The organism is Pseudonocardia sp. ICBG601 (assembly GCF_020496245.1).
This window is the reverse complement of record NZ_JAHLJA010000034.1, coordinates 1-23,437: the sequence shown is the minus strand read 5'-3', so window position 1 is coordinate 23,437 and position 23,437 is coordinate 1. Positions and strand designations below refer to the sequence as shown.

Annotated in this window: 24 protein-coding genes and 2 pseudogenes; 14 read left to right on the top strand and 12 right to left on the bottom strand. The window is 67.4% G+C overall.

Annotated features, from left to right (window positions below; translation table 11 throughout):
* Position 1: 1 nt before the first annotated feature.
* Positions 2-1,342, bottom strand: a complete 1,341-nt coding sequence (locus KPL57_RS12910) for a hypothetical protein (protein WP_226351782.1) — start codon at positions 1,340-1,342, stop codon at positions 2-4.
* A gap of 156 nt (positions 1,343-1,498) precedes the next feature.
* Between KPL57_RS12910 and KPL57_RS12905 the strand changes: the two genes are divergently transcribed.
* Positions 1,499-1,915, top strand: a complete 417-nt coding sequence (locus KPL57_RS12905) for a hypothetical protein (protein WP_226351781.1) — start codon at positions 1,499-1,501, stop codon at positions 1,913-1,915.
* Here the strand turns inward: KPL57_RS12905 and KPL57_RS12900 are convergent.
* The gene (locus KPL57_RS12900) at positions 1,912-2,259 is read right to left on the bottom strand and encodes a hypothetical protein (protein WP_226351780.1); all 348 of its coding nucleotides are present in this window, start codon (positions 2,257-2,259) and stop codon (positions 1,912-1,914) included. The genes KPL57_RS12905 and KPL57_RS12900 overlap by 4 nt on opposite strands.
* 893 nt (positions 2,260-3,152) lie before the next feature.
* Between KPL57_RS12900 and KPL57_RS12895 the strand changes: the two genes are divergently transcribed.
* From KPL57_RS12895 to KPL57_RS12880, 4 genes are all read left to right on the top strand, one after another.
* Positions 3,153-3,809 (top strand): hypothetical protein, encoded by a 657-nt coding sequence (locus KPL57_RS12895; RefSeq protein ID WP_226351771.1) that lies wholly within the window; start codon positions 3,153-3,155, stop codon positions 3,807-3,809.
* 101 nt (positions 3,810-3,910) lie between these two features.
* Positions 3,911-4,108, top strand: a complete 198-nt coding sequence (locus KPL57_RS12890; protein WP_226351772.1) for a hypothetical protein — start codon at positions 3,911-3,913, stop codon at positions 4,106-4,108.
* 209 nt (positions 4,109-4,317) lie between these two features.
* Complete coding sequence (locus KPL57_RS12885; RefSeq protein ID WP_226351773.1) at positions 4,318-5,115, top strand: hypothetical protein; 798 nt, start codon at positions 4,318-4,320, stop codon at positions 5,113-5,115.
* A gap of 32 nt (positions 5,116-5,147) precedes the next feature.
* A complete protein-coding gene (locus KPL57_RS12880; RefSeq protein WP_226351774.1) occupies positions 5,148-5,516 on the top strand; it encodes a hypothetical protein in 369 nt (122 codons plus the stop codon).
* Between the two features lie 42 nt (positions 5,517-5,558).
* On the opposite strand, the gene KPL57_RS12875 is transcribed toward KPL57_RS12880, so the two are convergent.
* The 3 genes and pseudogenes from KPL57_RS12875 to KPL57_RS12865 form a co-directional block, all read right to left on the bottom strand.
* Positions 5,559-6,143: a recombinase family protein gene (locus KPL57_RS12875; RefSeq protein WP_226351775.1), complete on the bottom strand. Its 585-nt coding sequence runs from the start codon at positions 6,141-6,143 to the stop codon at positions 5,559-5,561.
* Positions 6,144-6,389: 246 nt separating this feature from the next.
* The gene (locus tag KPL57_RS12870; RefSeq protein ID WP_226351776.1) at positions 6,390-7,988 is read right to left on the bottom strand and encodes a transposase; all 1,599 of its coding nucleotides are present in this window, start codon (positions 7,986-7,988) and stop codon (positions 6,390-6,392) included.
* A 617-nt stretch (positions 7,989-8,605) separates the two neighbouring features.
* Positions 8,606-8,941: pseudogene (locus KPL57_RS12865) on the bottom strand (DUF4158 domain-containing protein); the annotation flags it as partial.
* A gap of 192 nt (positions 8,942-9,133) precedes the next feature.
* On the opposite strand from KPL57_RS12865, the gene KPL57_RS72070 reads away from it, so the two are divergent.
* The 5 genes from KPL57_RS72070 to KPL57_RS12845 all read left to right on the top strand — a co-directional run bounded on the left by KPL57_RS72070 (position 9,134) and on the right by KPL57_RS12845 (position 12,992).
* Complete coding sequence (locus KPL57_RS72070) at positions 9,134-9,376, top strand: cytochrome c oxidase subunit 3 (RefSeq protein ID WP_226351814.1); 243 nt, start codon at positions 9,134-9,136, stop codon at positions 9,374-9,376.
* 912 nt (positions 9,377-10,288) lie between these two features.
* Entirely contained in the window at positions 10,289-10,579 is a 291-nt protein-coding gene (locus KPL57_RS12855; protein WP_374203707.1) for a transglycosylase family protein, read from the top strand.
* A gap of 133 nt (positions 10,580-10,712) precedes the next feature.
* Positions 10,713-11,747 carry a C40 family peptidase gene (locus KPL57_RS69645; protein WP_308252861.1) on the top strand — a complete coding sequence of 345 codons (1,035 nt, stop codon included), beginning with the start codon at positions 10,713-10,715 and terminating at the stop codon, positions 11,745-11,747.
* Positions 11,748-11,835: 88 nt separating this feature from the next.
* Positions 11,836-12,135, top strand: coding sequence for a ParA family protein (locus tag KPL57_RS72065; RefSeq protein ID WP_374203706.1), 300 nt, complete (start codon positions 11,836-11,838; stop codon positions 12,133-12,135).
* 185 nt (positions 12,136-12,320) lie between these two features.
* Positions 12,321-12,992, top strand: a complete 672-nt coding sequence (locus KPL57_RS12845; RefSeq protein ID WP_226351779.1) for a transposase — start codon at positions 12,321-12,323, stop codon at positions 12,990-12,992.
* A 440-nt stretch (positions 12,993-13,432) separates the two neighbouring features.
* On the opposite strand, the pseudogene KPL57_RS12840 reads toward KPL57_RS12845, so the two are convergent.
* From KPL57_RS12840 to KPL57_RS72060, 3 genes and pseudogenes are all read right to left on the bottom strand, one after another.
* Positions 13,433-15,110, bottom strand: a pseudogene (locus KPL57_RS12840) (IS1634 family transposase).
* A gap of 626 nt (positions 15,111-15,736) precedes the next feature.
* Positions 15,737-15,970, bottom strand: a complete 234-nt coding sequence (locus KPL57_RS12835) for a cytochrome C oxidase subunit IV family protein (RefSeq protein WP_226351778.1) — start codon at positions 15,968-15,970, stop codon at positions 15,737-15,739.
* 41 nt (positions 15,971-16,011) lie between these two features.
* Positions 16,012-16,254 carry a cytochrome c oxidase subunit 3 gene (locus KPL57_RS72060; protein ID WP_226351814.1) on the bottom strand — a complete coding sequence of 81 codons (243 nt, stop codon included), beginning with the start codon at positions 16,252-16,254 and terminating at the stop codon, positions 16,012-16,014.
* Between the two features lie 126 nt (positions 16,255-16,380).
* On the opposite strand from KPL57_RS72060, the gene KPL57_RS12825 reads away from it, so the two are divergent.
* The 3 genes from KPL57_RS12825 (at position 16,381) to KPL57_RS12815 (ending at position 19,830) form a co-directional block, all read left to right on the top strand.
* The gene (locus tag KPL57_RS12825) at positions 16,381-16,944 is read left to right on the top strand and encodes a DUF4158 domain-containing protein (protein ID WP_226351777.1); all 564 of its coding nucleotides are present in this window, start codon (positions 16,381-16,383) and stop codon (positions 16,942-16,944) included.
* A 450-nt stretch (positions 16,945-17,394) separates the two neighbouring features.
* On the top strand, positions 17,395-18,999 hold the full coding sequence (locus KPL57_RS12820) for a Tn3 family transposase (protein ID WP_308252860.1): 1,605 nt from the start codon (positions 17,395-17,397) through the stop codon (positions 18,997-18,999).
* Between the two features lie 246 nt (positions 19,000-19,245).
* On the top strand, positions 19,246-19,830 hold the full coding sequence (locus KPL57_RS12815; RefSeq protein ID WP_226351775.1) for a recombinase family protein: 585 nt from the start codon (positions 19,246-19,248) through the stop codon (positions 19,828-19,830).
* A 42-nt stretch (positions 19,831-19,872) separates the two neighbouring features.
* Here the strand turns inward: KPL57_RS12815 and KPL57_RS12810 are convergent, their stop codons facing one another.
* The 4 genes from KPL57_RS12810 to KPL57_RS12795 all read right to left on the bottom strand — a co-directional run bounded on the left by KPL57_RS12810 (position 19,873) and on the right by KPL57_RS12795 (position 22,236).
* Positions 19,873-20,241, bottom strand: coding sequence for a hypothetical protein (locus KPL57_RS12810; protein ID WP_226351774.1), 369 nt, complete (start codon positions 20,239-20,241; stop codon positions 19,873-19,875).
* Between the two features lie 32 nt (positions 20,242-20,273).
* Entirely contained in the window at positions 20,274-21,071 is a 798-nt protein-coding gene (locus KPL57_RS12805; protein WP_226351773.1) for a hypothetical protein, read from the bottom strand.
* 209 nt (positions 21,072-21,280) lie between these two features.
* The gene (locus KPL57_RS12800; RefSeq protein ID WP_226351772.1) at positions 21,281-21,478 is read right to left on the bottom strand and encodes a hypothetical protein; all 198 of its coding nucleotides are present in this window, start codon (positions 21,476-21,478) and stop codon (positions 21,281-21,283) included.
* 101 nt (positions 21,479-21,579) lie between these two features.
* Entirely contained in the window at positions 21,580-22,236 is a 657-nt protein-coding gene (locus KPL57_RS12795) for a hypothetical protein (RefSeq protein WP_226351771.1), read from the bottom strand.
* 884 nt (positions 22,237-23,120) lie between these two features.
* Here KPL57_RS12795 and KPL57_RS12790 point away from each other — a divergent pair.
* The coding region (locus KPL57_RS12790) for a hypothetical protein (protein ID WP_226351770.1) at positions 23,121-23,437 on the top strand (317 nt) is incomplete at its 3' end.

Genomic DNA, 23,437 nt, shown 5'->3' with positions numbered 1-23,437 from the left:
GTCACCGTCCTGCCCCGTCGGTGTCGGTGCCTGCGCCGGGTGGGGCCGCCCCGGCACCCGACGGCCCGCCCGCGCTGCCATGGCTGTCTGCTCCGGGGTCGGGGTTGTCGCGGGTGGGGCCGGTCAGCTGGTCGGCGGTGGCCTCGGCCGCCGACTGCGCGGACTGCGCGGCCTGTACCGCTGCCGCTCCCGCGGCCGCCGCTGCGCCGACCCCCGACACCGCAGCACCAGCACCACCCGCAGCACCGGCGGTGCTGGTGCCGGTGGCCGCGCCCGGCGCCGGGCCGGGGGCCGGCGCCGGGGTGTTCTGCGGTCCGGCCGTAGCCCCAGAGCCCGCCCCAGGGGGATCGGGGGTCCCCGGTCCGCTGCCGGCACCCGGGCCGGTCCCGGCCCCACCAACACCAGGGTGGGGGTCGCCCGCTCCGGGAGATCCCGTCGGGCTCGTAGCAGGTGGGGTGGTCCAGGCCGGGGCGCTGTCGGGGCCGGTCAACTCCATGGATCGGCTGTTGCGCATCCCGGCCAGCGACACCGCCCCGGTCGCCGCCCCGGCGACCATCCCGCCCGCGGAACCGGTGGTGATCGTGGTGCCGGTGAAGGAGAAGAACCGCAGCAGCGCCGGGAGCGCGATCACCGCGAGGGCGAGGATGACGATCCCGACCAGGATCGCGACCCACTCCGGCCCACCGGTGGCCGGTGTCGGGGTGGACATCAGGGTCATCCCGATCGCGTAGATCAGCCCGGCGGCCGGTTTGTAGAAGATCAGCGCGGCGAGCCAGGCGATCACGGTCGGCAGCCACCGGCGGGTCGCCCCGGACAGCGCTCCGGCCGCGGCGATCGGCAGGACCGCGATCAGCACGAAGATCCCCGCCTGGCGGACGAACATCGCCAACCACTGCAACGCCCCCAGGACCAGGACGACGGTGCCGAGCAGGATCTGCGATCCCACCCCCATCTGCGACAGCTGGAGGACGGTGGTGAGGCGGTCGACGAACTCCGGCAGCGCCGCCCCCAGGAACTCCGTGGTCGCCGCGTCCGCAGCGGCCAGCACGGTGACGGTGAGCAGGACCCCGACCGTGGTGGCGGCCACGAACCGGATGAGCCCGGCGGCGGCGTCGACGAGGGGTTCACCGCGGCAGGTCAGGATCATCTTCCCCACCTGACACAACAAGCAGATCGTGACGATCGCGGCCACGATCGGCCCGGTCAGCACCGCGAACCGGGCCGCATGCCCCTCCAGGCCGCTGAACACCGTCTCCTCGGTGAGCCACCACGTCAACAGGGCGGCGAGGATCTCCGCCGCGGACTCCGCCAGAGCGCCCCCGGGATCAGTCCAGAACCCCATGACTCACCCCACCCCGACAAAGAGACACCCACACGCAGACGTGGACGCAGACGTGGCCGTGGCCGTGGCCGTGCGGGATACCGGACCGGGCTCGGCCGGGGCGGCCGGGAAGGATGACCGGTTGTGCATGGTGCTCTTCTCGTTTCGGTCGGTCAGGTGTTCCCGTCGCTGGGCTGGAACCCGGTCGAGGTCAACTACGTCCTCTCGGAGTTTCTGGTCGAACAGATCCGGGAAGACCGCATCGTCGACGCGACGGTCGCGCCGTTGCCCGACCGGAACGAGGGGGTCGCGCTCACCGTGACCGTGATCGCCGAAGGGCAGCTGCCCGGCGGGACCGCGGTCGCCGACGGTGTCCGCCAAGCGGTGTCGGCGATGCAGTCGGCCTGGTTGTGGCTCAACGCCGGCCTGTCGGCGAACGGGTTGACCGAAATCGACGATGAGATCATCCGGCGGATGATCCTGTTCGGTGGGCGGGACCTGCAGGTCCGCTACCTCGACGCACCCACCCCGGAAGAAGAACTCGACGTCTCCGGGTTCATCCGCTCCCAGCTCCTGGTCGACCCCCAGCCCTAGAGGAAGACCGCGACGATCCCCGAGGCCCCCGCGGCCAGAGCGAGGCCGCCGACGACCCACAAGGTGCCGGTCAGACCGTCGATGGCCATCGCATGATTGCGTTTGCGGCCGATGACGATCATCGCAGCGCACACCAACAACCCGACCACCCCCGCGGCGATCAGACCCCACTTGAACCAGCCGATGATCTGATCCACAAAATCGCCCAGCTTCCCCGGCGGGCGCTGCGGCGGCGGGTCCGGCGGCACCACCTGCTCCGGCACTGCACCCGGGTCCAGGGCAGGTGCCGAGGCCGGGTCCAGGGCGGTGAGCGTGTCGGACGCCGACACCGCAGCGGAGATCACCAGAGACATGAGGGCTCCTCGAACAGGAACGGCAGAGCAGAGAGAGCGGAGACGAGCCGGCGGTCATGCCAGACGCACCCGGGGCGCATCCGCCGCCACGACCGGATCAGCGGGAGCGGCGTCGTCCGGGGCCGACCGGGCGTCGTGGCCAGGGAGAGCGTGGTCGGGGAGAGCGAGGACAGCGTCGATCACCTGCCCCAACGCCCGGACCAGCGCCCGTTCAGGTTTCGACAACTCCGCAGGGGCGAGGGCCAGGAGCTGAGCAGCCCGCTGGATCGGGCGCAGGGTGTCGCGCCAAGCGGCCACGAGAGGGATAGGCACGATCCCGGCGGTGTGCGGCTCGATACTGCGTAACCGATTCCGCGTATTCGACCCCCATCTCACGCCAGGAGCATCAGCGACTACCGCCAGCACCGGCAGGCCCGGGGTGTGCTGCAACGCATGCGCCGCAGCACCGACCGAGGACACCGTCGACCGACACACCAACACCACCACAGACGTCTGCGCCCGATAAACCCCCCGATCCACACCACCCACCGCCGCCGCGAGCAGCGACGTGCCGACCCCGCCGGCGACCCCGGCCACGCACGGACGCTCCCGCACCCCTCACCACCCCACCTCAGTATTATCCACCGACATGCCGCCGGAGATGCCACCGAATTGAACGGAATCACAAGCGGTGAAACCATACATGCTCGATGGGGTGCCGCGCACGAACGCGACGGCCGAGGCCGAGCAGGCCTGACCCGCACCGCTGTGGGCCACCGTGCGCCGTCGGGTGGTGGTCGTCGGAGGCGGTAACGCCGCTACCTCCGGCGGCGATATCCTGAAACACGAGACCAGACAAGACGGACACAGCAGATATGACGGACGGATCGGGAGGTTCGGGGCAGGTGGAACGGTCGTTCCTCGGACCCGACCTGCGCCGCGACCGTCACGGGCGGCTCGGCACGGCCCTGGGGCTGGTCATCGCCGGGGTGGTGACCCTGGGCGGGGCGATCCTGCTGGCGGTGTCACTGCTGTCGTCGGTCGGGCCGCCACCCAAGGCCGCGTCCGCGGTCGGCGCGGCCGTCGTGACCCCCGACGGTATCGGGGTGGCCTCGGTCGATCCGCTGATCACCGCGCAGCGCTGGCTGATCGCCACCCGCACCGTCTCCTACACCGACCCCGACCCACTGGCCTGGACCGACCGGGCCGCGCCGCTGCTGACCGGACCCGCCGCCCGCGCCAACACCCGACTCGCCGCACACGGGACACGAACCGGGGGCGGCTGGCCACAACTGGTCGCCGACCGCTGCAGCGTCACCGTCTCCGGACTGGCTGCGGTGATCCCCCCGGAAGCCCCGCGTAGTAGTGACCGGGTCGCGGTCCAGGTCTCCGGTACCGTCCACACCCGCTGCACCGAACCCCACGGCCCGCGCGTGCCACCCGAGCCCGTCGCAGCGACCCTCACCCTGACCCGCGGCGGTATCGACAGCAACAGCCCCGACAACACCGGTAACAACACCGGCGGGGACCAGCTCTGGCGCGTCCACGAACACCTCCGCTGAACCACCGCACTCCGCAGCTGCCACCGCCCGGGCGAGTTCCCCCACCCCGGACACGATCATGAAAGAGGCCCTCGACGTCTGTGAGTGCTGTGCTCGTCCGAATGACCTGCTGCGGACACACCTGGGTCGGACCCGACCGCGCCCACTGCTGCCGCCGCACCGGCGGCTGCGGACACGTCTTCGACAACGCCGCCCTGTGGGACACCCACCGCGTCGACCACGACGACAGCACCGTCTGCCTCGACCCCGCCACGCTCGGCCTGACCACCACCAAAAACGGCATCTGGATCCAGCCGTAAAGCCCGACAAGCGGTATCGCCGTCGATTCGCTTTCATGCAGTATTTACGGTGGTGTGGAGTTCCCCTTATTTGCGGGACGTAAGTTGTTCATGATGACATGGCCTGGCGACTGAGTCCGCCATGTTGTTACTACGTGCACAGCTGTGTTTCATCGTGACTTTACACAATGTATCTTTCCTTGGACTGGTGGGCGAGTCATTCTGTGGCGGTGATCAGCGCCAGCTGGAGCGGTCGTAGGTATTTTTATTCTGAGTGTGCGGGTATGAGTCGTCAGGCACACGTGCTGGCTGCGGTCGCAGCACCGGTATGCATCGTCATTCTCGGTATCAGTGGTGTCCTGCTCGGTGGATGGTTGCCGCCTCAGATCGGACCAGGTGATAGCGCTGCGGTCGTTGCGGGCTATTACGCGCAGAATGCTTTGCGGGTTCGCGTCGGTGCGGTGCTCGCGATGATCTCGTTCGGTGTCATCCCGGTGTGGGGTGCGGCGATGGCCGCACAGACCCGGCGGAAAGAGGGTGCGTTCCCGGTTCTGGCCTATGTGCAGGTGGCGTGTATGGCGGTGGAGACAGCGCAGATCGTGCTCAACACGGCGCTGTGGGCGACCGCGGCGTTTCGTGCGGGTGAGGTGTCGCCGGAGATCACGCAAACACTCAACGACGCCGGGTTCATCATCTTCCTCGGCACATGGATTCCGTTCACCTTGTGGGCGGTCGCTCTGGGATTGAGTGTCCTGCTGGACCGAAGCGGATCTCCGGTGTATCCTCGATGGAGCGGCTATCTGAGTATCTGGGTGGGTATCGGCTATCTGCCCTGCGTCACGGTGTGGTTTTTCAAGGACGGGCCGTTCGGGTGGCAGGGGATCGTGTGCATGGGAGTCCCGATCATCGTGTTCGGGATATGGCTGTTGACGTTCTCCGCGTTGACGGTGCGGAACGTCCGGGCCGGGTTTCTCCACGAACAAGATCTCGACGACACGTCTCGGATGGGCACCGGGGCACCTCCATGACACGCGAGAGTCGACCTGCTGCGGGCATGTGCGTGGACATGTTCACCGGTCCGGTCGCCTCGACCTCGGGCGGTCCGGCTGCGCGGGAATGGATCCCTGGTGGCCGCAGCAGAGTGCCGGGTGAGCTGGGTGTGTGGGTGCTGATCGGTGGCGAGCTGCTGATCTTCGGGCTCGTCTTCATCGTGTTCGGCTATGAGCGCGCCCAGCAGGTCGAGATCTTCAGGACTGCTCAGTCGACGATGAATCTGGCCTACGGCGCGGTGGACACTGCTCTGTTGCTCACCGGGTCCGTGTTCGTGGCATGGGGCGTGATCGCAGTCCGTGATGACCGGCTCCGGTGGGGTGCCCGGATGTTCGGAGCAGCCATAGCGTGTGGGCTGGTATTCGTTGTCAGTAAATAGGGGCGCCGGTAAGGGAGTTGTCACCAGCCGCAAACGAGTCGATCATTGCTGGTCAGCGGGTTTATTTTCGGTGAGGTTGCGGTAGAGGGTGGCGCGGCTGACGCCGAACGCGGCTGCGATCTGGTCGGCGGTCTGGCCGGTGTCGAGGGCGGCCTGGGCCGCGGCGAGCTGGTTGGGGTCGAGTTTGCGGGGTCGGCCGGGCAGTTTGCCCGTGGCTGCGGTGGCCTCGCGGGCGTGGGCGGCGCGTTCGCGCATGAACACTCGTTCCATGTGTGCGAACAGCGCCAGTAGCGCGACGGCGAGTTCGGCCATCGGCGAGTCGTCGGTGGTGTCGATCGGGATCGGGTCCTTCAGGGTCTTGATCCCGATGCCCTGCTCGCGCAGCTCGTGCACGACGTTGAGGCATTCGCGCAGATTGCGGCCGAGTCGGTCGAGGTTGGTCGCGATGATCGTGTCGCCGGAGCGGGCGTAGCGGCGCAGCTCGGTGAAGCCGGGCCGGTCGATGGTGGCGCCGGTCTTCTTGTCGGTGTAGATCCGCTCGTCGGGTATGCCGTGGTGGCCCAGGGCGTCGAGCTGTCGTTCGAGGTCCTGGTGTGTGGTCGAGACGCGGGCGTAGCCCAGTTCCATCACGTCACCGTCCTGGCCTGGTCCCGGTCGGCATCCAGGGCGGCGGCGATCCGCGGGTCGGTAATGGCGGACTCGCCGGTCATGATCGTCTCGTTTCCTCCCGCAACTGTCTCATAAGTTTACCATGTGGCCGTGTTTCGAGGCGGTGTTTCGACGTTAGATTGTGAGACAGCGTGACCTGGGGTGATGTCGATGTCCGAACTCGCCTGCACGCTGTCGCGGAACCTTGGTTTCGAGACCGGCCAGTCAGCCGCTGGAGGCGGCGGCGGCCAGGCGAAGACGGGCGTCCATGTTCAGCCGCACCTCGCCGTAGGGCAGCACGTGCGCCCAGAACAGCGGCGTCAGCCCGCGCCGATCCTCAGCGGTGAGCGCGTCGTCCCACTCGGAGCCAGCGAGCAGGTCCTGGATCATCAGGGTGTTCACGTACACCAGGGCGGCCTGCAAGATCCGCAGGCACAGCACGCTCATCTCCTGCTCGTCGCGCCGGTTGGTGGCCAGGTCCCCGCCCTTGCCGTAGAAGATGACCGCGTTGGCCCGATTCCACGACTCGACCACGTTCAGGCCCTCGTGGATCTCTCGCTGGAGTGCCCGGCTGTGCAGGTAACGGGCCAAGAAGATGGTCTTTTGCGCCCGGCCCAGCTCGATCATCGCCTGGTAGGTCGGGTGCGCTGCGTTGGCCTTCATGAATCGCCGCAGGATCGCCTCGGTCGAGGCGGTGCCCACGCGGATCGCGGTGGCGTACTTGAGCATCTGGTCGTACTGCTCAGCGATGCGGTCCCACCGGACCGGGCGGGTCATCGCCGGTGCCAGACCCGGCCAGGCGTCTGGCTCGCCAGCAGCCGGGCGGTACAGCTTGACCTTGTTGATCCGCTTGATCCTCGGCAGCAGGTCGAACCCGAGCAGCTTCGTGATGCCGAACCCGATCTCGGACTGACCATGCGTGTCCACGTAATTGGCCTCGACCTGCATGTCGGTGCCATGCCGGATCGCGCCGTCGACCATCGCGTGCACCTCGGAGGCCGAGCAGTTCAGCCGCTGCGAGTGGATCACCACGGAGCCGCGCTCGACGTGCCAGTAGATCAGCACCCCTCGGCCGCCGTAGCGGGAGTGCCACTCGGTGAAGATGTTCTGGTCGAACGCGCCGAAGTGAGTCGAGTCGCTGGCCACGGCGGTGGATCCGTCGCCCCACAGTGTCTGCTGGCGGGCGGCGAAGGTGGCGTTGGCGATCTCGATCGCGATCTGCCGCGCGGCCTCGGTGCTCAGGTAGCGGCGCCGGGCGTAGCGAATCTCGTCCTCGGAATGCCCGTGCTCGCCGCCGGCGACCGCACGGATGCCGGTGTTGGTGCCGTACCCGTAGATAGCCAGCAGCAACCGCTCGGCCAGCACGTGCTCGGGCAAGGTGCCGCGGTCGGCGACCGAGGTCACCGCCGACAGGCAGCCGGTGCGCAGCACCGCCTCCTTGAGCATGTCGATCAGCGGCACCGTGCCCCACCGGGCCTGCACAGCCTGCTTGAGCCGGCGCAGGTTGCGCGGCTCCGGCGAGGCCTCCAGCGGGGCCAGCTTGACCGCGCCAGCCGCGCGGTCGCTAATCGACAACCAATCGCAGCCCGGCAGGGCGGTGTGCAGGGCCTCCAGCTCGGCGCGCATCTCGGCTTGCAGGTCGGCGATGAACTGGCTGGGGTCCAGCGGCTTGCGCAGCGCCTGGTAGTGCTCGACGCGATGGTCCTCGAAATCGGTCGGAAGGTCTTCGGCCGGGTTGCGCCAGGTGTCCGCGCCGACGACCCAGATTTCCTTGCACCGCAACTGCTCGCGTAGCGCCTGGAAGGTGCACACCTCGTAGACCATGCGCACGACCCGTTGCCGGCGTTCACGGTCGCCTCGGCGACCCGGAACAGCAAGTTCTCCTTGCCGGTGACCCGCTTGAACTCCTTGATCAGCTCCTTGGTCACCCGGACCTCGGCGCGGGCGTTGATCCGGTGCACGGTGGAGATCAGCAGCTCGACCAGCGTGTCGGTGATCTCCCGTTCCCGGCAGTGCAACAACGCCGCCAGCAGGGCCAGCGTCACCTCAGGCGCGTGTCCGCGCAGGTGGCTGGGCGCCTCGACCGCCGCCCGCGCCCGCCAGGCGGCGACCACCTTCGGGGCGATGTCGGCGAACACGCCGGCTGACAGGCCGACCGCCCGTACCGCTTCCAGCTTGGCGATCTCGGTCAACATCGTGTTCAGGCTGACGTTGCCCGGATCGGACCGGATCGAGGCCAGCACCGCCGGCCCGTCACCGTCCCCGCCGGGTTGGCCGTCGTCATCGGCACCGGCCGCGACCAAGGCGAACAGCCGAACGCGCACCGCCTCGGATAAGCGGATCGCCACCCGTGCGAACAGCAGCTCCTCGCCGCGGTGCAGCGCCGAGCGCACGATCCGGTCGACGCGGCCGCCGGTGGGCGGCTCGATACGTTCCTCCCGGCACCGGTCCAGCAGCTGGTCACGGACACGTTCAGCGCCGCGCTCGGTCTGGGTGACGGTGGTGACCAGCCACTCGGTGAGCTTGTCGGCGTCGGCGACGCTGCACTCCCGGAACCCCAGTGTCCGGCGAATCTGGCTGCGATGGAACTCGATCGTGCGGCCGGACCAGTCGTAGAACGCCAGCTCGGTCACCGGCACACCGACCTGCCGGGCCACGTAGTCCACAGCGGCGTCGGGGATCTCGCTCCGGCTGCGGGGAAACCGGCCGTGCTCGGTGTAAAAGCGCAGCAACACCGCGAACCCGAGCCGCGTCGCGCCACGCTTGCCGGCCACCATCGCCAGCTCGGCCTCGACCAGCGTCCACCGATCGATCAGTTCGTCCTGACCCAGCTCACGCGCCACGCACGGACGCTACTCCCACCCCCCGGACACCGCCGCGACCAGAGATTCAGGGTCAAGCCCCCAGCGCTCGTTTGCGGCTGATGACACGATCCTTACCGGCACCCCAAATACGCCGAATGGTCAGACCTGCTCGCGGCCGGGCACGATCCGTTCACGAACGACTTCTTCACGTTCTACTTCGCCCTCACCGCCATACACCTGACACATCTCATCGCCGGACTCGCAGTCCTGGTCGGCATGTGCCGCATCGCCCGCACACCGGGCACTACAGTCCGCGACCTGTGCCATATCGAGGCCGGAGCCTGCTTCTGGCACCTCGTCGACCTCATATGGATCATACTGTTCGCGCTACTGTATCTCGCGAGATAGAAATCATGACACGTCGCATCGCGACGCGACCATACGCACGCATGCTCGTGGCCTGGGCCGGACTCATGGCCGCCACGATCCTCTCTGGCGCTGGGCCGACACACACGATATGTCAAGTCTCGTGAACAGTGGGATCATCCTACTCGCCTTCATCAAGGTGTATCTCCGGCACGCCCACGAGCCGACCCGAGGAGAACCACGGCGAGGAGCACGGCAAGGACTGTTGCGTTGACGCCGCTGACCGGGGCGGTTCTGCCGGTGCCGTCGTGGCGGCGGTGAGCAGGTGAGTCGCTCGGTGGAGGATGCGCGGGCTGCGGTTGCGCTGTTGGATGAGTTCCTCGACGTCCTGGAAGCCGAGCCGGCCAGCCCGGTCGGCGCGGGGGGTGAGGCGGGTCGGGTGGTCCTCGACGCTGCTGCGGATAGTGGCCGCAGCCCAGCGGTCGGCAGTGCTGTGGGTGCTGTGTCTGGGCCTGCGGCCCCGTCGGAGCGCCCCGTGGACACCGCGGCGCCGAGGTCGTCTGCCAGTGGCGCCAGCACGGTCACGCGGACCACGGATGAGCACACCAGCACTGGTCAGAGCACCGAGCCGCGGAGCGAGGGCCCGGGTGAGGCCCGGCAGGGTGAGGGCCTGGCCGCGGGTGTGGAGGAGCTGACCGAGCAGGCCGCCCGTGCGGCTGCGGCCGACCCGGACGCGGTCGCCCTGCTGGAGACCCTCACCGACCCGGCCCTGAGCCTCGACGACCTCGACACCACCACCAGCAACAGCGCTGAGAGTGCTGGTAGTGCTGGTGAGACGATCTCCCGAACCAACGGTGCTCTCGCTCCCGCGACCGAGCCGTCGTCCGGTCCCGCCGCTGAGGCCCGCCCGCCGCCGCCCAGGAACCCGACACGGACACTGCGGCGTCGGCGTCGGTGTCGGCGTCGGCGGCCCCGGTCGCGGAGAAGAGCGCGGGCGGGGCCTCGGAAGGCGTGTGGGATGCGCTGGCCGAGTGCGAGTCGGGTGGGGACTGGTCGACCCGAACCGGGAACGGGCTCGCCGGTGGCCTGCAGTTCACGCCGTCGACCTGGGAGGCCTTCGGCGGCACCGGTGCCGCCCACGAAGCGTCCCGGGAAGAGCAGATCGCGGTGGCGCAGCGGGTGCAGGAAGGCCAGGGCTGGGGTGCGTGGCCGGCGTGCAGCGAGCGGCTCGGTCTCACCGACTGAACTGGTGAGCTGGGTCGGTGCGGCCTGTGTCACCACCCTGCCGGCCAGAGCCCCTGAGGTCGGACCGGCGTTCGAGACTGGGGAGTTCACGATGAAGACCGCGACGACCGGGCTCGCCTGCGTGACCGCGCTGGTGGGCGCGGTCGTCGTGCTGTTCGTGATCGCCCTCGGCGGTGCGATCACCGCCGGTGGCCGCACGTTCTCGCTGGGCGTTCCCGGGGTGGTGTGTGCTCCCGCCGGGGTGGACCCGGCTGACCTGGTCGAGGGTTTCGGCCCCGTCCAGGTGTCCAACGCCGCGCACATCGTCGCCGCCGGTGTCGAGATGGGTGTCCCCGTGCGGGGCCAGGTGGTCGCGGTCGCGACCGCGATGCAGGAATCCAGTCTGCTCAACTACGCCAACACCACTGTCACCGAATCGTTGACACGCCCGCATGAGGCGGTCGGGGCCGATCATGACTCGGTCGGGTTGTTCCAGCAGCGCGCCGCCGGTTGGGGGCCGGTCACCGTCCGCATGGACCCCAGGGGCTCGGCGCGGTTGTTCTATGAACGCCTGCTGCAGGTCCCCGGGTGGGAGACGATGCCGTTGACCCGGGCGGCGCAAGCGGTGCAGATCAGTGCGTTCCCCGCCGCCTACGCCAAATGGGAACACCCCGCCGCGCTACTGGTCGCCGCTCTGGACGACATCACCTGCACCGGCCCCGGCGGCGCGGGCAGCCCGCCGGGCTCTCCGGTGTTGCCCGGTGCGGTGGATCCGCACATCCGCCAGGTGATCGACCGCGCCCTGACCCAACAAGGCCAGCCCTATGTCTGGGCCGGAGGCGACGCCCACGGCCCCACCCGGGGCGGGTTCGACTGCTCCGGACTCATGACCTACGCCTTCGCCGGCATCGGGATCGACGTCCCCGGACAAACCCAAGCCATCTGGCAACGCTTCCCACCCGCCATCACCGACCCCGCCCAGGTCCAACCCGGGGACATGCTCCTGTTCACCTCGAACGGTCGCCCCGGCGGGATCCACCACGTCGGCCTCTACCTCGGCACAGGCCAGATGCTCCACGCCCCACAGACCGGCGACGTCGTCAAAATCGAGGCCGACGTCTGGAACAACAGCTACTACGCCCGCGAATTCATCGGCGCCGTCCGCGCCACCCACCACCCCGCCGCGTGACGCGCCTTCGTCTGGGATCAGTGTAGTTACAGCGTTACGGGGCTGGTCTTCCTGGGATCAGTGTAGTTACAGCGTTACGGCGCTGTAGATGGAGGAGTATCGCCCTCGGTGTTGTAGCGTTACAGCTATGTCGAAGGTGCTCGTGGTCGCCTCCCCGAAGGGGGGCGTGGGTAAGACCACTCTTGCGTACGAGTTGGCGTATCTACTTGACGCGGTGCTGCTGGACCTGGAATGGGACGGGGGTAGCGCTAGCCGCCGCTGGGGCTACCGCCCAGGCTATGAAGCGACGGATCCGCTGTTTGATGCCCTGGAGAAGAGGCGGACTCCACGGCCGCGTAGAGGTTTCCGTAAGGCAGACCTTGAGGCTTATTCAGGCCCCGTGAAATAACGATCTAGCCCGGCGTGTCGGGTTGGGCGACAGCCCGTCCATCGCGAAGATTGGTTTGCCGAATCAATCCGAGATGAACGGGCTGTCGCAGTATGTACTATACCACTGGTTTCCGGCGTGATGAAATTCAGAATCTTGTCGCTATAGTGTATGAGCAGGATCAGCGGGACGCGACGGAGGCACGTTTGTCTTGGCCGCCGGTTCTGGGGTTGTTCTGGTCGGTGGTGATCACGTTGGCGTATCTGCGCGGGAATCGTGTGCAGTGGGAGTTGGCGGAAACCTATGGGGTGTCGCAGTCGACGGTTAGTCGAGCGATCACGGGGGTGACACCGTTGCTGGCACAGGCGCTGCGGAGTGTCGTTCCGACGGCAGAGGAGCTTCGTGCCGATCGGCAGTACATCATCGATGGAACCTTGCTGCCCTGCTGGTCATGGGCCGCGGTGCCGGGTCTGTGGTCGGGCAAGCATCGCACCACCGGCGTCGTCGTCCAGGTCGCAGCTACCCTGGAAGGGCAGCTGTCGTGGATCTCCGACCCGACCCCAGGCTCCCGACACGACCTATATTGCCTCGACCAATCCGGCGCCCTCGACCACCTCGCCACATACCCCCCGATCGGCGATAAAGGATACATCGGGCGCGGCATGCTCACCCCGTTCAAAAAACCACCCGGCCGGGAACTTCTCGACTGGCAAAAAACATTCAACAAGAGCCTCAACCACACCCGCGCCACCATCGAACGAGTCATCGCCCATATCAAAACGTGGAAAGTTCTCCACACAGACTACCGGCGGCCCTACGCCACATTTAAAACGACAATCTCGGCAGTCATCGGACTCATCTTCTACACACTTACCTGACGGAGCCTGAATAAGCCTCCTTGTTCCCAGTAGCCCAAATCTGATTGATCTGCCCCTGGACTCGGAGCGATGGGCAGATCTCATCACTGAATGGGCAGGAGCGTGGCGTCGGGACTGGGTCGTCGTTGACACGCATCCCGGAGCAGCCCCTTCTACCTTCGGAGCAATGGCGGCAGCGAACGTGGTCTGCGTTCCCACAGGACTGCGTACTGATGATTTGAATGCTACGGAGCAGGCGGTCACTGAGAGCGCTGACTATCCACTCGTGATCGTTCCTAACATGATTCATCGTGTTCCTCCGGCGTTCGAAGTTCGCCGGCTTGAGCAGATGATCGCTGGCACGCCAGTGCGGGTTGGCCCCTCCGTTCCCTACGCGAGAGCGATCGAAACGCGAAAGCGCCGCATGGCGATGACCTCGGACCTGACTTCGGTCACTTGTCTTAGTGCTTCGCCGCGGGCTGACGGAGCGCGTCGAGGAGGGCCTGTTTGTCGGCGGGGACGGCGGGCGGGAAGGTCTGCTGGGTGCCGTTGATGGCGATGGTGGCCGAGCGCAGTGGTCGGAGCTGGCGGACGACGTTGCGGATGGTGAGCCCGGTGCGGTTCTGGATCTCGCGGGCGACTGCGAGGGCGGTGAACACGATGGTCAGGTGCGCTTCGATGGACTGGCGTTGGTGGTGGAACATCGGGCGGGCGCGTAGGTCGGTTTTGCTCATCCGGAAGGACTGCTCGACGTGCCAGAGGTCGTGGTAGTCGCCGATGATCTCCCCGGCCGCTGCGCCGCCGGCCGGGATGTTGGTCACGTAGCCCTTCAACCCGACCAACCGGTATGCCCGAGCCAAGGAGGCCTCGTCCAGGGCGCGGGAGCCGTTGGTGACCTTGACGAACCGCGGTGTGCGCGCGGGCTTCTCGCCGGCGATGACCTCGCGGGCCCGGTTCTCCTGCAGGGTCAACGTGCGCCGGTCCCGGACGGCCCGCTTCGTGGAGTAGGCCCAGACCGCCCGCCAGGATCCCGGATGCTGGTTGGGGTTCCAGACGGGCTCGGCCTTGACCTTCGGGCTGTTCTCGCTGCGCCCGGTGCGGCGGTCGCGTGGTGTGAGGGTGTCGATGATCTGCCCGTCGACGAAGGCGTCGCCGTGCCAGTGGAAGTGCGACTCCAGGTCAACCGGGGCCTTGGTGAGTCGGGAGCCGACGATGAACCGCAGGCCGGCCTCGTCGAGGTCGCGCAGGTTCGCGGCCGAGAGCATCCCTGCGTCGGCGACCACGACCATCCCGCCCGGCTCGACCGGCAGCTGGTGTCGGGCCCGGAAGGCCTCGATGATCGGCAGGATCGTCGCGGTCTCGGTCTTGTTGCCCTCGAAACAGCCGATCTCGAGGGGGAACCCTGCGCGATCGACCAGCAGCCCGACGACGACCTGCGGGTCGACCCGGCGTTCCTTGGAGAACCCGACCTTGCGCAGGTCGTCCTCCTTCTCCGCCTCGAAGTAGAGGGTGGTGACGTCGTAGAGACACAACGACACATCCCCACTGCCACGGGCGTGGGTGAAGCAGGCCCTCGCGATCTCGTCGCGGTAGCTGCGCCCGGTGCAGCGCAGCAGGGTGCGGCGCATCGTCTTTTCGCTCGCCGCGGTGACGCCCAGACCGGCCAGCACCCGACCCGGTGTCCAGGATGGACGTGGGCTCGACGATCCGGGCGATCACCAGGTCGCGGAACGTGTCATCAGCGACCTCTGCGAACCCGAGGCCCGCGTAGACCTCGGCGAGGATGTCGAACAGCACCCGCGACCCGGTCGTGATCACCTGCGGCGCACCCACCCGCCGGGTTGTGGTGCTCGGGGCGCGCCGCGGCATCTGGCCGAACAGCCCCTCCTGCGTGGCACCGCCGGCCGCGGTGGGCGCGATCAGCTCGGCCCGCCGGGGTGACGGCGCGACGCCCAGATCCAGGGCCTGCTGTGCAGCGTCGTCGATCAGCCCACGGGCCTGCTCGACCAGCAGGCCCAGCTCGGCCTCGGTGTGCGCTGACCCGACATGGGCCACGATCCGTCGATGGCCCTGCACGGACTCGGCGATCTGGACCGCGGTCGCCCCGGAGGCCGTCCGTACCCGCCTCACCCACGCCACCTGACCGAGCGTAGAGCACCGAATTAGTGCCTCACACCGCTCCCGCGCAAACACATCACCGCAGCTCAGCGCAGTACAAGCTGCGAAACCAGGCTCGGGTGACCAAAGTCAGGTCGGAGAACCCCACTCCCAAGGCAATCCAAGCCGCAGTCGGAAGCTATCGAAAACTTGCTTCTTATGTGAAGGAGTACAGCGCATGAGCAACAGCGAAGAGGGCATCGCCGAACTGAAACAGAAACGAGAGGACGCTGCAATCAACTCAGCCCGCGCCCGCGCGCGCCCACGACACAGTCCGAAGAAGCGAGAGGAGCTACCGCCGCAGCCGTCAAACCTCGATGGTCGAGGCTCCGCCGGCGGTCCAATCCCCTCTGCGGAATCGGGCGCCATGCCTAGTCGGCTGACTCGTGCCACGATATATCTTGACGAGTCCGCCGAAAATCTTCTTGCCGAAGTGGAAATTCTCGGGCGTCGCTGCCGTCCACGAGTAGATGTCTCTCGTAGCGCGATCGCGCGGATCGCCCTAGAACGACTTGCAGACCAGCTAACGCCGGAGCAGATCCTGCAACTTCTACAAGATCGCGTTGTCGCGTCTCCTGCGCGGGTTGGTCGCCCTCGCATGTGAATGATCACATGACCATGCCGATCAGGGCGGCGCAGATAACAACACACCACCCCGCGAAAGTGACGCGGAGTAGCGGTGGCGCGGCACGGAGCTCCATGAAGTAGTGGCCGACGAGATACACCTTGATGAAGGCGAGTAGGATGATCCCACTGTTCACGAGACTTGACATATCGTGTGTGTCGGCCCAGCGCCAGGAGAGGATCGTGGCGGCCATGAGTCCGGCCCAGGCCACGAGCATGCGTGCGTATGGTCGCGTCGCGATGCGACGTGTCATGATTTCTATCTCGCGAGATACAGTAGCGCGAACAGTATGATCCATATGAGGTCGACGAGGTGCCAGAAGCAGGCTCCGGCCTCGATATGGCACAGGTCGCGGACTGTAGTGCCCGGTGTGCGGGCGATGCGGCACATGCCGACCAGGACTGCGAGTCCGGCGATGAGATGTGTCAGGTGTATGGCGGTGAGGGCGAAGTAGAACGTGAAGAAGTCGTTCGTGAACGGATCGTGCCCGGCCGCGAGCAGGTCTGACCATTCGGCGTATTTGGGGTGCCGGTAAGGATCGTGTCATCAGCCGCAAACGAGCGCTGGGGGCTTGACCCTGAATCTCTGGTCGCGGCGGTGTCCGGGGGGTGGGAGTAGCGTCCGTGCGTGGCGCGTGAGCTGGGTCAGGACGAACTGATCGATCGGTGGACGCTGGTCGAGGCCGAGCTGGCGATGGTGGCCGGCAAGCGTGGCGCGACGCGGCTCGGGTTCGCGGTGTTGCTGCGCTTTTACACCGAGCACGGCCGGTTTCCCCGCAGCCGGAGCGAGATCCCCGACGCCGCTGTGGACTACGTGGCCCGGCAGGTCGGTGTGCCGGTGACCGAGCTGGCGTTCTACGACTGGTCCGGCCGCACGATCGAGTTCCATCGCAGCCAGATTCGCCGGACACTGGGGTTCCGGGAGTGCAGCGTCGCCGACGCCGACAAGCTCACCGAGTGGCTGGTCACCACCGTCACCCAGACCGAGCGCGGCGCTGAACGTGTCCGTGACCAGCTGCTGGACCGGTGCCGGGAGGAACGTATCGAGCCGCCCCACCGGCGGCCGCGTCGACCGGATCGTGCGCTCGGCGCTGCACCGCGGCGAGGAGCTGCTGTTCGCACGGGTGGCGATCCGCTTATCCGAGGCGGTGCGCGTTCGGCTGTTCGCCTTGGTCGCGGCCGGTGCCGATGACGACGGCCAACCCGGCGGGGACGGTGACGGGCCGGCGGTGCTGGCCTCGATCCGGTCCGATCCGGGCAACGTCAGCCTGAACACGATGTTGACCGAGATCGCCAAGCTGGAAGCGGTACGGGCGGTCGGCCTGTCAGCCGGCGTGTTCGCCGACATCGCCCCGAAGGTGGTCGCCGCCTGGCGGGCGCGGGCGGCGGTCGAGGCGCCCAGCCACCTGCGCGGACACGCGCCTGAGGTGACGCTGGCCCTGCTGGCGGCGTTGTTGCACTGCCGGGAACGGGAGATCACCGACACGCTGGTCGAGCTGCTGATCTCCACCGTGCACCGGATCAACGCCCGCGCCGAGGTCCGGGTGACCAAGGAGCTGATCAAGGAGTTCAAGCGGGTCACCGGCAAGGAGAACTTGCTGTTCCGGGTCGCCGAGGCGACCGTGAACGCCGGCAACGGGTCGTGCGCATGGTCTACGAGGTGTGCACCTTCCAGGCGCTACGCGAGCAGTTGCGGTGCAAGGAAATCTGGGTCGTCGGCGCGGACACCTGGCGCAACCCGGCCGAAGACCTTCCGACCGATTTCGAGGACCATCGCGTCGAGCACTACCAGGCGCTGCGCAAGCCGCTGGACCCCAGCCAGTTCATCGCCGACCTGCAAGCCGAGATGCGCGCCGAGCTGGAGGCCCTGCACACCGCCCTGCCGGGCTGCGATTGGTTGTCGATTAGCGACCGCGCGGCTGGCGCGGTCAAGCTGGCCCCGCTGGAGGCCTCGCCGGAGCCGCGCAACCTGCGCCGGCTCAAGCAGGCTGTGCAGGCCCGGTGGGGCACGGTGCCGCTGATCGACATGCTCAAGGAGGCGGTGCTGCGCACCGGCTGCCTGTCGGCGGTGACCTCGGTCGCCGACCGCGGCACCTTGCCCGAGCACGTGCTGGCCGAGCGGTTGCTGCTGGCTATCTACGGGTACGGCACCAACACCGGCATCCGTGCGGTCGCCGGCGGCGAGCACGGGCATTCCGAGGACGAGATTCGCTACGCCCGGCGCCGCTACCTGAGCACCGAGGCCGCGCGGCAGATCGCGATCGAGATCGCCAACGCCACCTTCGCCGCCCGCCAGCAGACACTGTGGGGCGACGGATCCACCGCCGTGGCCAGCGACTCGACTCACTTCGGCGCGTTCGACCAGAACATCTTCACCGAGTGGCACTCCCGCTACGGCGGCCGAGGGGTGCTGATCTACTGGCACGTCGAGCGCGGCTCCGTGGTGATCCACTCGCAGCGGCTGAACTGCTCGGCCTCCGAGGTGCACGCGATGGTCGACGGCGCGATCCGGCATGGCACCGACATGCAGGTCGAGGCCAATTACGTGGACACGCATGGTCAGTCCGAGATCGGGTTCGGCATCACGAAGCTGCTCGGGTTCGACCTGCTGCCGAGGATCAAGCGGATCAACAAGGTCAAGCTGTACCGCCCGGCTGCTGGCGAGCCAGACGCCTGGCCGGGTCTGGCACCGGCGATGACCCGCCCGGTCCGGTGGGACCGCATCGCTGAGCAGTACGACCAGATGCTCAAGTACGCCACCGCGATCCGCGTGGGCACCGCCTCGACCGAGGCGATCCTGCGGCGATTCATGAAGGCCAACGCAGCGCACCCGACCTACCAGGCGATGATCGAGCTGGGCCGGGCGCAAAAGACCATCTTCTTGGCCCGTTACCTGCACAGCCGGGCACTCCAGCGAGAGATCCACGAGGGCCTGAACGTGGTCGAGTCGTGGAATCGGGCCAACGCGGTCATCTTCTACGGCAAGGGCGGGGACCTGGCCACCAACCGGCGCGACGAGCAGGAGATGAGCGTGCTGTGCCTGCGGATCTTGCAGGCCGCCCTGGTGTACGTGAACACCCTGATGATCCAGGACCTGCTCGCTGGCTCCGAGTGGGACGACGCGCTCACCGCTGAGGATCGGCGCGGGCTGACGCCGCTGTTCTGGGCGCACGTGCTGCCCTACGGCGAGGTGCGGCTGAACATGGACGCCCGTCTTCGCCTGGCCGCCGCCGCCTCCAGCGGCTGACTGGCCGGTCTCGAAACCAAGGTTCCGCGACAGCGTGCAGGCGAGTTCGGACATCGACATCACCCCAGGTCACGCTGTCTCACAATCTAACGTCGAAACACCGCCTCGAAACACGGCCACATGGTAAACTTATGAGACAGTTGCGGGAGGAAACGAGACGATCATGACCGGCGAGTCCGCCATTACCGACCCGCGGATCGCCGCCGCCCTGGATGCCGACCGGGACCAGGCCAGGACGGTGACGTGATGGAACTGGGCTACGCCCGCGTCTCGACCACACACCAGGACCTCGAACGACAGCTCGACGCCCTGGGCCACCACGGCATACCCGACGAGCGGATCTACACCGACAAGAAGACCGGCGCCACCATCGACCGGCCCGGCTTCACCGAGCTGCGCCGCTACGCCCGCTCCGGCGACACGATCATCGCGACCAACCTCGACCGACTCGGCCGCAATCTGCGCGAATGCCTCAACGTCGTGCACGAGCTGCGCGAGCAGGGCATCGGGATCAAGACCCTGAAGGACCCGATCCCGATCGACACCACCGACGACTCGCCGATGGCCGAACTCGCCGTCGCGCTACTGGCGCTGTTCGCACACATGGAACGAGTGTTCATGCGCGAACGCGCCGCCCACGCCCGCGAGGCCACCGCAGCCACGGGCAAACTGCCCGGCCGACCCCGCAAACTCGACCCCAACCAGCTCGCCGCGGCCCAGGCCGCCCTCGACACCGGCCAGACCGCCGACCAGATCGCAGCCGCGTTCGGCGTCAGCCGCGCCACCCTCTACCGCAACCTCACCGAAAATAAACCCGCTGACCAGCAATGATCGACTCGTTTGCGGCTGGTGACAACTCCCTTACCGGCGCCCCTATTTACTGACAACGAATACCAGCCCACACGCTATGGCTGCTCCGAACATCCGGGCACCCCACCGGAGCCGGTCATCACGGACTGCGATCACGCCCCATGCCACGAACACGGACCCGGTGAGCAACAGAGCAGTGTCCACCGCGCCGTAGGCCAGATTCATCGTCGACTGAGCAGTCCTGAAGATCTCGACCTGCTGGGCGCGCTCATAGCCGAACACGATGAAGACGAGCCCGAAGATCAGCAGCTCGCCACCGATCAGCACCCACACACCCAGCTCACCCGGCACTCTGCTGCGGCCACCAGGGATCCATTCCCGCGCAGCCGGACCGCCCGAGGTCGAGGCGACCGGACCGGTGAACATGTCCACGCACATGCCCGCAGCAGGTCGACTCTCGCGTGTCATGGAGGTGCCCCGGTGCCCATCCGAGACGTGTCGTCGAGATCTTGTTCGTGGAGAAACCCGGCCCGGACGTTCCGCACCGTCAACGCGGAGAACGTCAACAGCCATATCCCGAACACGATGATCGGGACTCCCATGCACACGATCCCCTGCCACCCGAACGGCCCGTCCTTGAAAAACCACACCGTGACGCAGGGCAGATAGCCGATACCCACCCAGATACTCAGATAGCCGCTCCATCGAGGATACACCGGAGATCCGCTTCGGTCCAGCAGGACACTCAATCCCAGAGCGACCGCCCACAAGGTGAACGGAATCCATGTGCCGAGGAAGATGATGAACCCGGCGTCGTTGAGTGTTTGCGTGATCTCCGGCGACACCTCACCCGCACGAAACGCCGCGGTCGCCCACAGCGCCGTGTTGAGCACGATCTGCGCTGTCTCCACCGCCATACACGCCACCTGCACATAGGCCAGAACCGGGAACGCACCCTCTTTCCGCCGGGTCTGTGCGGCCATCGCCGCACCCCACACCGGGATGACACCGAACGAGATCATCGCGAGCACCGCACCGACGCGAACCCGCAAAGCATTCTGCGCGTAATAGCCCGCAACGACCGCAGCGCTATCACCTGGTCCGATCTGAGGCGGCAACCATCCACCGAGCAGGACACCACTGATACCGAGAATGACGATGCATACCGGTGCTGCGACCGCAGCCAGCACGTGTGCCTGACGACTCATACCCGCACACTCAGAATAAAAATACCTACGACCGCTCCAGCTGGCGCTGATCACCGCCACAGAATGACTCGCCCACCAGTCCAAGGAAAGATACATTGTGTAAAGTCACGATGAAACACAGCTGTGCACGTAGTAACAACATGGCGGACTCAGTCGCCAGGCCATGTCATCATGAACAACTTACGTCCCGCAAATAAGGGGAACTCCACACCACCGTAAATACTGCATGAAAGCGAATCGACGGCGATACCGCTTGTCGGGCTTTACGGCTGGATCCAGATGCCGTTTTTGGTGGTGGTCAGGCCGAGCGTGGCGGGGTCGAGGCAGACGGTGCTGTCGTCGTGGTCGACGCGGTGGGTGTCCCACAGGGCGGCGTTGTCGAAGACGTGTCCGCAGCCGCCGGTGCGGCGGCAGCAGTGGGCGCGGTCGGGTCCGACCCAGGTGTGTCCGCAGCAGGTCATTCGGACGAGCACAGCACTCACAGACGTCGAGGGCCTCTTTCATGATCGTGTCCGGGGTGGGGGAACTCGCCCGGGCGGTGGCAGCTGCGGAGTGCGGTGGTTCAGCGGAGGTGTTCGTGGACGCGCCAGAGCTGGTCCCCGCCGGTGTTGTTACCGGTGTTGTCGGGGCTGTTGCTGTCGATACCGCCGCGGGTCAGGGTGAGGGTCGCTGCGACGGGCTCGGGTGGCACGCGCGGGCCGTGGGGTTCGGTGCAGCGGGTGTGGACGGTACCGGAGACCTGGACCGCGACCCGGTCACTACTACGCGGGGCTTCCGGGGGGATCACCGCAGCCAGTCCGGAGACGGTGACGCTGCAGCGGTCGGCGACCAGTTGTGGCCAGCCGCCCCCGGTTCGTGTCCCGTGTGCGGCGAGTCGGGTGTTGGCGCGGGCGGCGGGTCCGGTCAGCAGCGGCGCGGCCCGGTCGGTCCAGGCCAGTGGGTCGGGGTCGGTGTAGGAGACGGTGCGGGTGGCGATCAGCCAGCGCTGCGCGGTGATCAGCGGATCGACCGAGGCCACCCCGATACCGTCGGGGGTCACGACGGCCGCGCCGACCGCGGACGCGGCCTTGGGTGGCGGCCCGACCGACGACAGCAGTGACACCGCCAGCAGGATCGCCCCGCCCAGGGTCACCACCCCGGCGATGACCAGCCCCAGGGCCGTGCCGAGCCGCCCGTGACGGTCGCGGCGCAGGTCGGGTCCGAGGAACGACCGTTCCACCTGCCCCGAACCTCCCGATCCGTCCGTCATATCTGCTGTGTCCGTCTTGTCTGGTCTCGTGTTTCAGGATATCGCCGCCGGAGGTAGCGGCGTTACCGCCTCCGACGACCACCACCCGACGGCGCACGGTGGCCCACAGCGGTGCGGGTCAGGCCTGCTCGGCCTCGGCCGTCGCGTTCGTGCGCGGCACCCCATCGAGCATGTATGGTTTCACCGCTTGTGATTCCGTTCAATTCGGTGGCATCTCCGGCGGCATGTCGGTGGATAATACTGAGGTGGGGTGGTGAGGGGTGCGGGAGCGTCCGTGCGTGGCCGGGGTCGCCGGCGGGGTCGGCACGTCGCTGCTCGCGGCGGCGGTGGGTGGTGTGGATCGGGGGGTTTATCGGGCGCAGACGTCTGTGGTGGTGTTGGTGTGTCGGTCGACGGTGTCCTCGGTCGGTGCTGCGGCGCATGCGTTGCAGCACACCCCGGGCCTGCCGGTGCTGGCGGTAGTCGCTGATGCTCCTGGCGTGAGATGGGGGTCGAATACGCGGAATCGGTTACGCAGTATCGAGCCGCACACCGCCGGGATCGTGCCTATCCCTCTCGTGGCCGCTTGGCGCGACACCCTGCGCCCGATCCAGCGGGCTGCTCAGCTCCTGGCCCTCGCCCCTGCGGAGTTGTCGAAACCTGAACGGGCGCTGGTCCGGGCGTTGGGGCAGGTGATCGACGCTGTCCTCGCTCTCCCCGACCACGCTCTCCCTGGCCACGACGCCCGGTCGGCCCCGGACGACGCCGCTCCCGCTGATCCGGTCGTGGCGGCGGATGCGCCCCGGGTGCGTCTGGCATGACCGCCGGCTCGTCTCCGCTCTCTCTGCTCTGCCGTTCCTGTTCGAGGAGCCCTCATGTCTCTGGTGATCTCCGCTGCGGTGTCGGCGTCCGACACGCTCACCGCCCTGGACCCGGCCTCGGCACCTGCCCTGGACCCGGGTGCAGTGCCGGAGCAGGTGGTGCCGCCGGACCCGCCGCCGCAGCGCCCGCCGGGGAAGCTGGGCGATTTTGTGGATCAGATCATCGGCTGGTTCAAGTGGGGTCTGATCGCCGCGGGGGTGGTCGGGTTGTTGGTGTGCGCTGCGATGATCGTCATCGGCCGCAAACGCAATCATGCGATGGCCATCGACGGTCTGACCGGCACCTTGTGGGTCGTCGGCGGCCTCGCTCT